This window comes from Actinoplanes hulinensis (assembly GCF_019429605.1).
Lineage (GTDB): Bacteria > Actinomycetota > Actinomycetes > Mycobacteriales > Micromonosporaceae > Actinoplanes > Actinoplanes campanulatus.
Genome location: NZ_JAHXZI010000005.1, coordinates 320648 through 332188 on the forward strand (window position 1 = coordinate 320648; position 11541 = coordinate 332188).

The 11541-nt window shown below is 71.7% G+C and carries 9 protein-coding genes; 4 read left to right on the plus strand and 5 right to left on the minus strand.

Annotated elements, in window-relative coordinates; genetic code table 11:
- Nucleotides 1-3 precede the first annotated feature (3 nt).
- Genes KZ829_RS12075 through KZ829_RS12090 form a run of 4 tightly spaced genes read right to left on the minus strand, consistent with a single transcriptional unit; the run spans nt 4 to nt 4524 of the window.
- Nucleotides 4-1431 (minus strand): aldehyde dehydrogenase family protein, encoded by a 1428-nt coding sequence (locus tag KZ829_RS12075; RefSeq protein ID WP_220143933.1) that lies wholly within the window; start codon nt 1429-1431, stop codon nt 4-6.
- On the minus strand, nt 1428-3089 hold the full coding sequence (gene betA / locus KZ829_RS12080) for a choline dehydrogenase (RefSeq protein ID WP_220143934.1): 1662 nt from the start codon (nt 3087-3089) through the stop codon (nt 1428-1430). The genes KZ829_RS12075 and betA overlap by 4 nt, the downstream gene beginning before the upstream one ends.
- Entirely contained in the window at nt 3086-3406 is a 321-nt protein-coding gene (locus tag KZ829_RS12085) for a bifunctional 3-phenylpropionate/cinnamic acid dioxygenase ferredoxin subunit (RefSeq protein ID WP_220143935.1), read from the minus strand. Before KZ829_RS12085 ends, betA begins: the two co-directional genes overlap by 4 nt.
- On the minus strand, nt 3406-4524 hold the full coding sequence (locus KZ829_RS12090; protein ID WP_220143936.1) for an NAD(P)/FAD-dependent oxidoreductase: 1119 nt from the start codon (nt 4522-4524) through the stop codon (nt 3406-3408). The genes KZ829_RS12085 and KZ829_RS12090 overlap by 1 nt, the downstream gene beginning before the upstream one ends.
- Nucleotides 4525-4669: 145 nt before the next feature.
- Between KZ829_RS12090 and KZ829_RS12095 the strand changes: the two genes are divergently transcribed.
- The 4 genes from KZ829_RS12095 to KZ829_RS12110 all read left to right on the plus strand — a co-directional run bounded on the left by KZ829_RS12095 (nt 4670) and on the right by KZ829_RS12110 (nt 10263).
- A complete protein-coding gene (locus KZ829_RS12095; protein ID WP_220143937.1) occupies nt 4670-5446 on the plus strand; it encodes an IclR family transcriptional regulator in 777 nt (258 codons plus the stop codon).
- Between the two features lie 73 nt (nt 5447-5519).
- A complete protein-coding gene (locus KZ829_RS12100) occupies nt 5520-7943 on the plus strand; it encodes a GcvT family protein (protein WP_220143938.1) in 2424 nt (807 codons plus the stop codon).
- Nucleotides 7944-7952: 9 nt separating this feature from the next.
- The gene (locus KZ829_RS12105) at nt 7953-9071 is read left to right on the plus strand and encodes an aromatic ring-hydroxylating oxygenase subunit alpha (protein ID WP_308285445.1); all 1119 of its coding nucleotides are present in this window, start codon (nt 7953-7955) and stop codon (nt 9069-9071) included.
- Between the two features lie 28 nt (nt 9072-9099).
- Complete coding sequence (locus tag KZ829_RS12110; protein WP_220143940.1) at nt 9100-10263, plus strand: TetR/AcrR family transcriptional regulator; 1164 nt, start codon at nt 9100-9102, stop codon at nt 10261-10263.
- Between the two features lie 4 nt (nt 10264-10267).
- Here the strand turns inward: KZ829_RS12110 and KZ829_RS12115 are convergent, their stop codons facing one another.
- Nucleotides 10268-11482 carry an oxygenase MpaB family protein gene (locus KZ829_RS12115; RefSeq protein WP_220143941.1) on the minus strand — a complete coding sequence of 405 codons (1215 nt, stop codon included), beginning with the start codon at nt 11480-11482 and terminating at the stop codon, nt 10268-10270.
- Nucleotides 11483-11541: the final 59 nt, after the last annotated feature.

Below are 11541 nucleotides of genomic sequence, written 5' to 3' on the forward strand. Positions count from 1 at the left end.
TGTTCAGGGACGGAACCAGTGCTGCGGCCGTGGGTCGATGTTCTGCCAGACGTGCTTGACCTCGCGGTACTCGTCCAGGCCGCGCGGGCCCAGCTCGCGGCCCACACCGGACTGCTTGAACCCGCCCCACTCGGCCTGCGGCACGTACGGGTGGTAGTCGTTGATCCACACGGTGCCGTGCCGCAGCCGCCCGGCGACCCGCTGCGCCCGCCCGGCGTCCCGCGTCCACACCGCCCCGGCCAGCCCGTAGTGCGTGTCGTTGGCGATCCGGACCGCCTCGTCCTCGCCGCGGAACGTCTCCACGGTGAGCACCGGCCCGAACGACTCCTCGGTCACCACGCTCATCCCGGACTGGCAGCCGTCCAGAACCGTGGGCAGGTAGTAGAAGCCGCCGGCCAGCTCCGGGTCGTCCGGCCGCCGCCCACCGCAGCGCAGCTTCGCGCCCTCGGCGAGCCCGGCCGCCACGTACGCCTCCACCTTGGCCAGATGGGCCGCCGAGATGAGCGGCCCGGTCTCGGCGTCCGGGTCGAACGGGCCGCCCAGCCGGATCCGCGCGGCCCGCTCCACGACCGCGTCCACGAACTCGGCGTGCAGCGACTCCTCGACGATCAGCCGCGCCCCGGCCGAGCAGACCTGCCCCGAGTGCAGGAAGACCGCGGTGAGCGCGAAGTCGACAGCGGTCTCCACGTCGGCGTCGGCGAACACGACGTTCGGGTTCTTGCCGCCGAGTTCCAGGGCCACCCGCTTCACCGCGGCGGCGGCCGCGGCCATCAGCCTCCGCCCGGTGGCCAGGCTGCCGGTGAACGAGATCAGGTCGACCCGGGGGTCCTCGGCGAGCGGCGCGCCCACCTCGGGACCGGCGCCGAGCACCAGGTTCGCCACCCCGTCCGGCAGCCCGGCCTCGGCCAGCAGGCCGATCAGCCGGATCGCGGTCGACGGGGTCAGCTCGCTCGGCTTCAGCACGAACGTGTTCCCGGCCGCCAGCGCCGGGGCGACCTTCCAGGACGTCTGGAGCAGCGGATAGTTCCACGGGGTGATCAGCCCGCACACGCCGATCGGCTCGTGCGTGATCCGGCTGATCGCGTCGGTGCGGCCGGTCTCGATGACCCGGCCCGCGTCGGTCGCCGCGATGCCCGCGAAGTAGCGGAAGCACTTCGCCACGTCCGCCATGTCGTACTCGCTCTCGACCAGGCGTTTGCCGGTGTCGAGCGACTCGGCGCGGGCCAGCTCCCCGGCGTCCCGGTCGATCAGGGCGGCGACCCGGTGCAGCAGGTCTCCCCGTTCGACCGCCGGGACGCGCGGCCACGGGCCGTCGTCGAACGCCCGCCGGGCCACCGTGATCGCGGCGAGCGTGTCGCCGCGGGTGTGCTCGGGAACCGTGGCGACCAGGCTGCCGTCGGCCGGGTTGCGGATCTCCCGGGTGGCGGTCACCGGGCGCTGTCCTGCCGGAAGAACGCGACCGGCTCGGGCGCCAGGGGAGTGTTGCCGAGGATCAGGTCGGCCGCCTTCTCGGCGACCATCATCACCGGGGCGTAGATGTTGCCGTTCGTGACGTACGGCATGACCGAGGCGTCGACGACCCGCAGCCCGTCGACTCCGTGCACCCGCATGCTCCCCGGATCGACCACCGACATCTCGTCGACACCCATCCTGGCCGTACAGGAGGGGTGCAGCGCGGTCTCGCCCTCCCGTCTCACCCAGTCGAGGATCTCCTCGTCCGACGCCACCGAGGGACCGGGGGAGATCTCGCCACCGTTGTACGGATCGAGCGCCGGCTGGCCGAGGATGTCGCGCGCCACCCGGACCGCCTCCACCCACTCGCGACGGTCCTGATCGGTGGAGAGGTAGTTGAACCGCAGCGCCGGATGCTCCCGCGGATCCCGGCTGACGATCTTCACGCTGCCCCGGGCGTCGGAGTACATCGGGCCGACGTGCACCTGGTAGCCGTGGCCGCCGGCGGGCGCCGAGCCGTCGTAGCGGACCGCGATCGGCAGGAAGTGGAACATCAGGTTCGGGTACGCCACGGTGTCGTTGGACCGGACGAAGCCGCCCGCCTCGAAGTGGTTGGTCGCGGCCGGGCCGCCGCGCAGGAACAGCCACTGCGCGCCGATCCAGGGCCGGTGCCGCCATTTCAGGTACGGCTGCATCGACACCGGTTGCGTGCAGGCGTACTGGACGTACACCTCGAGGTGGTCCTGAAGGTTCTCGCCGACGCCGGGCAGGTGGTGGACCGGGTCGACGCCGAGGGCGGACAGTTCGGCCGCGTTGCCCACACCGGACAGTTGCAGCAGCTGGGGCGTGTTGACGGCGCCGCCGCAGAGGACGACCTCACCGGCGCGCACCCGTCGGGGAGCGCCGCCGCGGCGGGTGGTGAACTCGACGCCCACCGCCCGCTTCCCGTCGAAGATCACCCTGGAGACGTGTGCGCGTGTCCGTACCGTGAGATTGGGTCTTCTCATGGCGGGATGAAGATAGGCGCGGGCCGCGCTGAGACGGCGACCCCGGCGGATGTTGCGGTCGAAGAGGGCGAAGCCCTCCTGGCGCTCGCCGTTGACGTCGGCGGTGGCCGGATATCCGGCCTGGCGGCTCGCCTCCAGCATGGCCTGGAACAGCGGGTTCGTCCCGGGACCGCGCTCCAGCACCAGCGGGCCGTCGTGGCCGCGGAACGGATCGTCCGGGTCGGCGGCCAGGCACGACTCCATCTTCTTGAAGTACGGCAGGCAGTGCGCGTAGTCCCAGTCCGCCATGCCCGGGTCGGCGGCCCAGCGTTCGTAGTCCAGCGGGTTGCCGCGCTGGAAGATCATGCCGTTGATGCTGCTGGAGCCGCCGAGGACCTTGCCGCGGGCGTGGTAGATCCGGCGGCCGAACATGTGCGGCTCGGGCTCCGACTGGTACTTCCAGTCGTAGAAGCGGCTGCCGATCGGGAAGGTCAGCGCCGCCGGCATGTGGATGAAGACGTCCCACGGATAGTCCGGGCGTCCCGCCTCCAGCACGAGGACCCTGGTGGCGGGGTCCTCGGAGAGCCGGGCGGCGAGCGCGGAGCCGGCCGAGCCGCCTCCGACGATGACGAAGTCGTACCGGTCGGTCATGGGCGGGCCTGCTCGGAGAGCGCCACGTGGACGACGCCGTCGGCCACCCGGACCCGGTGGGTGCGGACCGGCTTCTTCGCCGGCGGCGCGTCGACCGCGCCGGTGCGCAGGTCGAACCGGGAGGCGTGCAGCGGGCACTCCACCTCGCAGCCCTCCAGCCAGCCGTCGGCCAGCGAGGCGTCCTGGTGCGTGCAGGTGTCGTCGATGGCGAAGACCTCCCCGTCCTCGGTGTGGAAGATCGCCACCGGCGGGTCGGTCTCCCACCGGTACGCCTCTCCCGGCGGGATCGTGCTGAGCGGGCACACGGGCTGGAACATCAGGCCTCCTGAGGTACCGCGCGCACCTGGCGGCGCCATCGGGTGAACGACTTCGGCCGGTTCATGCCGAGCACCGCGACCGGATGCCCGTCGCGCTCGTAGACGGCCAGGAAGTCCCGCCGCTCCGGGTCGCCCTCGACGATCCGGACCGCGTCGCCCGGCTCCCGGCGACCGGCGAACTGGATGCGCACGCCGTACTGGTCGGACCAGAAGTAGGGCTGCCGGGCCGGTGGCGGTGGTGCGCCGAGCAGGGTGGCCACCGCGGTCGCCGGATGGTCCATGGCGTGCGACCAGTGCTCGGAGCGGACGCCCGCGGCCACCGCGCAGTCGCCGGTCGCCACCACGGTGGGCAGGCTCGTCGCGCCGTACGCGTCGGTCACCACCCCGCCCGCGACGGCCAGCCCGGATCCGTCCAGCCATTCCACATCGGGCTCCGCGCCGATCCCGGCCACCACGACGTCGGCCGGCAGCCGGGTGCCGTCGGCCAGCTCGACCGCCTCGACCCGATCCGAACCGGTCAGCCCGCGCACCGGGACGCCGGTCCGCAGGCGGACCCCGTGGTCGCCGTGCAGGCCCGCGCAGACCGCGCCCATCTCCGGCCCGAGCGGCCCGGCCAGCGGGGTGTCCAGGGCCTCGACGACGGTGACGTCGCAGCCGAGCGAGCGGGCGCTGGAGGCGACCTCGGCGCCGATGAAGCCCGCGCCGATGATCACCACGTTCGGGCGCCGCCGGAGGTCCTCGCGCAGGGCGATGGCGTCGTCCAGCGTCCGCAGCGTCCGGGAACGGCCGAGCTTCCGGGCCCGTGCTCCGGTCGCGATGACCACGCCGTCCGCCCGGACCTCCGTGCCGTCGTCGAGACGGACGCTGCGCCCGCGTGGATCCAGCCGGGTCGCCGTGACGCCCAGCCGCCAGTCGATCCCGAGGTCCTCGTGGTCGAGGGCGAGATCTTCCTCGGTGCGGGCGCCGGTCAGGAAATCCTTGGACAGCGGCGGGCGGTCGTAGGGGTGGCGGCGCTCGGCTCCGATGAGGATGATCTCGCCGGAGAAGGACCGACGGCGCAGCGCGCGTGCGGCGGCGAGGCCGGACAGGGAGGCCCCGACGATCGCGACTTTCTCCACGCCGGTAATCGCCCCCTGTTGTGGAACACGAAACAGTCAGTGAGATCCGCAACAGCCTGTCGGGGGATTGATCGATAGTCAAGAGTGCGACAGATACCGGTCGAATCTCGCAACCTGCCTGAAATTCCTGCCCTAGTGTTGCGCCATGAGCAACGAGCCCGAGCCGGGTCCCGCCCTCGTGCAGTCCGTGGACCGCGCCCTGAGCATCCTGGAGATCCTGGCGAGGCGCCGCAGCGCCGGGGTCACCGAGATCGGCCGGGAGCTCGGTGTGCACAAGTCCACCGCGTTCCGCCTGCTCGCGGTCCTGGAGAGCCGGGGCTTCGTGGAGCAGGCCCAGGAGCGTGGCACCTACCGGCTCGGCCTCGGCGTCGTGCGTCTCGCCGGGGCGGTGGCCGCGCAGCTCGACCTGAGCCGGCAGGGCCACGAGGTGTGCGACCGGCTCGCCGCCGACCTGGGGGAGACCGTCAACATCGCCATCCTGGACGGCAGCCGCGTCGTCAACATCACCCAGAGCCGCGGCGCCGCCTCGGTGACCAGCTACAACTGGGTCGGCCGGCAGACGCCGCCGCACGCCACGTCCAGCGGCAAGGTGCTGCTGGCGTTCGCGCCCGAGCCGGTCCGGGCCGCCGTCCTCGCCGAGCCGCTCGAACGGTTCACCCCCGCCACCCTCGTCGGCGGAGGCGAGTTGACCGCCGAACTGGACGCGGTCCGGTCGGCCGGATGGGGGTCCACGAGCGAGGAGTACGAGGTGGGCCTCAACGCCGTGGCCGCGCCGATCCGGGGCGCCGACGGCTCGGTGGTGGCCGCCCTCAGCGTCTCCGGCCCGGCGTACCGGCTGGACCGGGCGGCGTTCCCGGAGATCGCGAAGCGGGTGATCACCGCTGCCGGCGAGGTGAGCGGGCGGATGGGATTCATGGCTTGACGCGGGCCTGACTGTGCGTTGAAGCTGTTGCGTATTCCAGATCCGGTTGCGCTCAACGAAACGCAGGGATCCCATGGCCAAGCCTCCTCGCGTAGTCATCATCGGTGCCGGCGTCGTCGGCAGTGCCCTGGCGGACGAGCTCACCGAGCGCGGCTGGACCGACGTCACCGTGGTCGACCAGGGCCGCCTCTTCACCCCCGGCGGCTCCAGCTCGCACGCCCCGGGCCTGGTCTTCCAGACGAACCCGTCGAAGACCATGACCGAGCTGGCCACCTACACGGTCGAGAAGCTCAGCGGCCTCACCCTCGACGGCCGGTGGTGCTTCCGGCGGGTCGGCGGCCTGGAGGTGGCCACCACCGAGGCCCGCCTGCACGACCTCAAGCGGCGGTACGGGCTGGCCACCTCGTGGGGCGTCGAGGCCGCACTGCTCGACCCGGACCAGTGCGCCGCCGTGCACCCGCTGCTCGACCCGGCCCGGATCCTCGGCGGATTCCACGTGCCCACGGACGGTCTGGCCAAGGCGGTCCGCGCCGTGGAGGCCCAGGCCCGCCGCGCGATCGGGCGCGGCGCCCGCTTCCTCGGCGGGCACACCGTCACCGGCATCGGGCAGAGCGCCGGCCGGGTCACCGGCGTGGAGACCGATCAGGGTTTCGTCCCGGCCGACATCGTGGTCTGCGCCGCCGGTTTCTGGGGCCCGCGGATCGGCCGGATGGCCGGGCTCACCGTGCCGCTGCTGCCGCTGGCCCACCAGTACGCGACGACCGGCCCGGTGCCCGCGCTGGCCGGCGTGAACGACCCGGTCCTGGAGGCGACCAGGCCCATCCTGCGCCACCAGGACCGGGATCTCTACTTCCGGGAGCACGGCGACCGCCTCGGCATCGGCTCCTACGGCCACCGCCCGATGCCGGTCCGCGACTTCCTCTCCCCGGCCGAGGCGCCGGTCATGCCGAGCGTCCTGCCGTTCACCGCCGACGACTTCGCACCGGCCTGGCGGGACAGCGTCGCCCTGCTGCCGGACCTGGCCGGCACCGCGGTCGAGGAAGGGATGAACGGCGTCTTCTCGTTCACCACCGACGGCTTCCCACTGCTCGGCGAACACCGGGAACTGGCCGGATTCTGGGTGGCCGAGGCGGTCTGGGTCACCCACTCGGCCGGTGTGGCGAGGGCCGTCGCCCGGTGGCTCGTGGACGGTGACCCCGGCATCGACCTGCACGAGTGCGACCTGCACCGCTTCGAGACGGTGCAACTGGCGCCCCGCTACGTCGAGGAGAGGGCGAAACAGAACTTCATCGAGGTGTACGACGTCGTGCACCCGTTGCAGCCGATGGACCGCCCGCGCCCCCTGCGGACCAGCCCGTTCCACCCACGGCAGCGGGAGCTGGGCGCGGTCTTCCTGGAGGGCGCCGGCTGGGAGCGGCCCCACTGGTACGCGTCGAACGCCCCGGCCGTGACGCCGCCGCGGGACGAGTGGTCGGCCCGCTACTGGTCACCGATCGCCGCCACCGAGGCCGCCGCCACCCGGGAACGCGTCGCGATGTACGACATGACACCGCTCAAGCGCTTCGAGGTGAGCGGACCCGGGGCGCTCGGCTTCCTCCAGCGCCTCACGACCAACAACGTGGATAAATCGGTCGGCTCGGTCACGTACACCTTGATGTTGGATTCTCACGGCGGCATCCGCAGCGACCTGACCGTGGCCCGGCTGGGCGACCAGACGTTCCAGGTCGGTGCGAACGGGCCGCTCGACGAGGACTGGATGCGGCGACACCTGCCCGATTCTGTTCAGTTGCGGGACATCACCGGCGGCACCTGCTGCATCGGCCTGTGGGGTCCGCGGGCCCGCGAGGTCCTCCAGCCGCTGACCGACGCCGACTTCTCCAACGCCGGTCTCAAGTACTTCCGCGCCCGGCGGGCCTACCTCGGCGAGGTCCCGGTCACCGCGATGCGACTCTCCTACGTGGGTGAACTCGGCTGGGAGCTCTACACCTCGGCCGACCTCGGGCTCAAACTGTGGGACATCCTCTGGGAAGCGGGCCGGGAGCACGGCATCGTCGCGGCCGGTCGCAGCGCCTTCAACAGCCTTCGCCTGGAGAAGGGCTACCGGGCGTGGGGCACCGACATGACGACCGAAAATGATCCCTACGAGGCCGGCCTGGCGTTCGCCGTCCGGATGGACAAGGGCGACTTCATCGGGCGGTCCGCCCTCGAAGCACGCACGGCGTCGCCCGACCGCCGCCTCACCTGCCTCACCCTCGACGACCCCGCCGCCGTGGTGATGGGCAAGGAGCCGGTGTACGCCGACGGGGCGCCCGCCGGCTACGTCACCAGCGCCTCCTACGGCTACACCGTCGGCCGCACCGTCGCGTACGCATGGCTGCCCGCCTCACTCTCCGTGCCGGGCACCGCGGTGGCCGTCGAGTACTTCGGCGTGCGGCTGCCGGCGACCGTCCGGGCGGAACCGCTGTTCGACCCGAAGATGGAACGCATCCGCTCATGAGGAGTGGCCGTGACCGCAAGCCTGATCCCCACCCTGCCCGGCCACTACTACACCGACCCCACGATCTTCACAATGGAACAGTCGCGGATCTTCGAGCGGATGTGGATCTGCGCGGCGCGGGCCGCCGACCTGCCGAAACCGGGCAGCTTCCGGACGGTCGACGTCGGCCGGGAGAGCGTCGTCATCGTCCGGGGCCGCGACGGTGTGCTGCGCGCCTTCCTCAACGTCTGCCGGCACCGGGGCGCGAAGCTCTGCACCGAACCGGCCGGTGAGGTGCGGCGGGCCATCCAGTGCCCCTACCACGCCTGGACCTACGGACTGGACGGAAAACTGATCGCGGCGCCCAACCTGACGAGGATGCCGGACATCGACCGCGTCGAGTACGGGCTGGTCACCGTTCACCTGCGGGAGTGGATCGGGTACGTCTGGGTGTGCCTGGCGGACGAGCCGCCGTCGTTCGAGGACGACGTGACGGGCGCGGTCGTCGAGCGGCTCGGCGATCTGGGGGCGATCGACTCGTACGAGATCGACAGCCTCGACGTGGGCCGGCGCATCACCTACGACGTGCGGGCCAACTGGAAGCTGATCGTCGAGAACTTCATGGAGTGCTACCACTGCGCCACCATCCACCCGGAGCTGACCGAGGTGCTGCCGGAGTTCGCCGACGGGTACGCGGCCCAGTACTACGTGGGCCACGGGGCCGAGTTCGGCACCGGCATCCAGGGCTTCACCGTGGACGGCAGCGAGGGCTTCGCCAAGCTGCCCGGCGTGACCGACGACCAGGACCGGCGCTACTACGCGATCACCATCAAGCCGCAGGTCTTCGTCAACCTGGTGCCCGACCACATCATCCTGCACCGGATGTACCCGGTCGCCGCCGACCGCACCATCGTCGAGTGCGACTGGCTCTACTCGAGACAGGTGGTGGAGTCCGGCCGGGACGTGTCCCGTTCGGTGGAGCTGTTCCACCGGGTGAACGTGCAGGACTTCGAGGCCTGCGAGCGGTGCCAGCCGGCGATGGGCTCCCGCGCGTACGCCCGGGGTGGGGTCCTGGTCCCGTCCGAGCACCACATCGGCGCCTTCCACGAATGGGTCACCGGCCGGCTCGGAGACGCTGTGATTGACTAGCGCTCATGCTCCGGTACCAGGTGATGCGGTGACGGCCGGGCCGGCCTCGGCCACCCGCCCGCACAACCGCAAGCAGCTCATCGTCGAGGCCGCCGGTCAGGTGTTCAGCGAACGCGGCTACCACGCCGCGTCGATGGAGGAGATCGCCGCCGGGGTCGGCATCAGTGCCGCGGCGCTGTACCGGCACTTCCCGAACAAGTACGCGCTGTTCGCCGAGTGCGCCGAGGTCATGGTGGACCGGCTCGTTCTCGCTCTGCGGGAGGCGCCGTCGGTCGCCTCCCTCCGCGACGTGTTCGCCGCCGTCACCCGGGTGACGGTCGCGCATCGCGCCTCCGGCGGTCTGTACCGGTGGGAGGCCCGCTACCTGGAGGCCGCCGACCGTCGCCGGCTGCGGGCCAAGTTCGAGCAGGTGGTGGGCCGGGTCACCGAGCTGGTGGCCGGCGAGTTCCCGCTTCCGGAGGCGCGCCTGCGGGCCGTGGCGGCGCTCGGCGCCATCGGGTCGATCACCATGCACCACACCTCGATCGCCCAGCGCCGGATCGAGGATCTGCTGCTCGGCTCGGCCCTGCACGTGGCGGCCACCGACCCGTCGGCCGCCGCCGGCAGCGCCGGGCTGGTCGAGCCGCCCGCCTCGCCGGTGCCGCGGACCAGACGGGCGGAGATCCTCGCGGCGGCCGTCCCGCTGTTCGCCCGGGACGGGTTCGCCACCGTCACGAACGCACAGATCGCGCAGGCGGTGGGTCTGGCCCCGTCGGCGATCTACCGGCACTACCCCGGCAAGGTCGACATCCTGGTGGCGGCGTGCCTCCAGGCGGCCGGGCTGCTCGCGCAGGCGGTGGAGCGGAGCCTGGAGCACGCGGCCGGCCCGCGGGCGGCGGTGGAGGCGCTGGCCGCGGCGTACGTGGCCTACAAGTTCGAGCACGACGCGCTCAACAGCGTCGCCGAGGCCGAGATCGCCGGCCTGCCGGACGACCTGAAGCGGCCGCTCATCCTCGCCCAGCGGGAGCACATCGCGGTCTGGGAGCAGCAGTTGCGCGGCGTCCGCCCGGAGCTGGACGCGCGTCAGGCCCGGCTGCTGGTGCACGCCGGCTTCGGTGTGGTGGTGGAGGCCGGGCGCGCGCTGCGCTGGGAGAACACGCCCGGCCACCGGGACGCCGTCACCGCGCTGGTCATCGGCGCCCTCACGCTCTGACCGCTCAGGTGCCGGCCCGGTTGCCGGTCGGGATGGTGATCGGCGTGTACGTGGCCGACGTCCCGTTGTTGAGGAACAGCATCGCCACGCCGCGGATGAACTGGTCGAAGAGCGAGTACGTGGTCGGGATGATCCCCGACGTCCCCTCCCGGAACGCCACGTACGCCGGCCAGCCCACCTCGATGATCGCGCGGGAGGCGTAGTCGCGCGGCAGCCTCAGCCAGTTGCCGACCTGGTCACCGAGCAGGTAGCGGGCGAACTCCCGCTGGAAGCCCTTGGTGACGCCCAGGTCCACCTGCGAGGTCAGCCCGAGCAGGATGTCGGCCAGGTCGATGCCCTCCGGGGTGGGCGCGAGCAGCGGCGTCAGCGCGTACTGCGACTGGGCCCTGGCCGCCGCCCAGGTCGCCGGGATGAAGTCGTCGCGCACGCCCAGCAGGTGCAGCGCCACCTGCCACATGTGCAGGAACGCCTCCTCCTCGGCGGCCGACATCCGGATGCCCCACGACTTCAGCTTGCCGTGCACGAAGGTGCCCAGGCTGTGGAAGGTGATCAGGATGTCGCCGTTGCTGATCGGGATGAAGTCCTGGTCGTCGGTGACCGCCCGCCAGTGCGAGGACTGCGGCAGCAGGTGCCGGACCGCGGCGTGGGTGAGGCGGGTCTTGTTCGAGGTGACGACGAAGTGGCCGGTCGGCTTGAAGGCGTCGACGGCGCTCAGGTCGTACCCGTAGGTGAAGGTCTTGGCCGCCCGCGACTTCATCACGGCGCCGCCCTCGGACCAGTAGACGTTGCGCGCCTCCCGCGGGATGACCGTGCTCATGATGCCGCTGCCCAGGCCGTACAGCAGGAAGAGGTACATGCTCATGCGCTTGTTGAACTGGGCGGCCCGGTCGAGTTTGGTCTGATCGGCCCACGACGGCAGCCTGTTGTGCCCCTGGAGCCAGGTGGTGAGCGCCGCCGGGATGCCGCTCGGCAGCGCGTCGCCGTTCCTGACCCACTTCTCGAACGCCGTGTTGACGCCCGGGATCCGACCGTTCTCCAGGAGGTCGGCGAGCAGCGGGTCGGTGGCGTCGTCCCAGACACCCCACGGGTCGGTGACGGTGTCCGTCGCGGCGATCGAGCCGGACGACGACCAGGCCCAGGCCTTCGAGGGGTCGGCCACGCCCACCAGACCGAGGGCGGCACCGATGGTGAGGACACGTCGTCTACTGAGATTCTGCATTAGCTTCCCACCTTCGTACGGGGTGTTACGCGGGTGTGGCTACGTTCATCGATATGTGA

Excerpts from the sequence above, each read along its gene's own strand:
- KZ829_RS12115 (WP_220143941.1), bottom strand. The coding sequence starts at position 11,482 with ATGCAGAATCTCAGTAGACGACGTGTCCTCACCATCGGTGCCGCCCTC.
- KZ829_RS12085 (WP_220143935.1), bottom strand. The coding sequence starts at position 3,406 with ATGTTCCAGCCCGTGTGCCCGCTCAGCACGATCCCGCCGGGAGAGGCG.
- betA (WP_220143934.1), bottom strand. The coding sequence starts at position 3,089 with ATGACCGACCGGTACGACTTCGTCATCGTCGGAGGCGGCTCGGCCGGC.
- KZ829_RS12100 (WP_220143938.1), top strand. The coding sequence starts at position 5,520 with ATGGCCAAGCCTCCTCGCGTAGTCATCATCGGTGCCGGCGTCGTCGGC.
- KZ829_RS12095 (WP_220143937.1), top strand. The coding sequence starts at position 4,670 with ATGAGCAACGAGCCCGAGCCGGGTCCCGCCCTCGTGCAGTCCGTGGAC.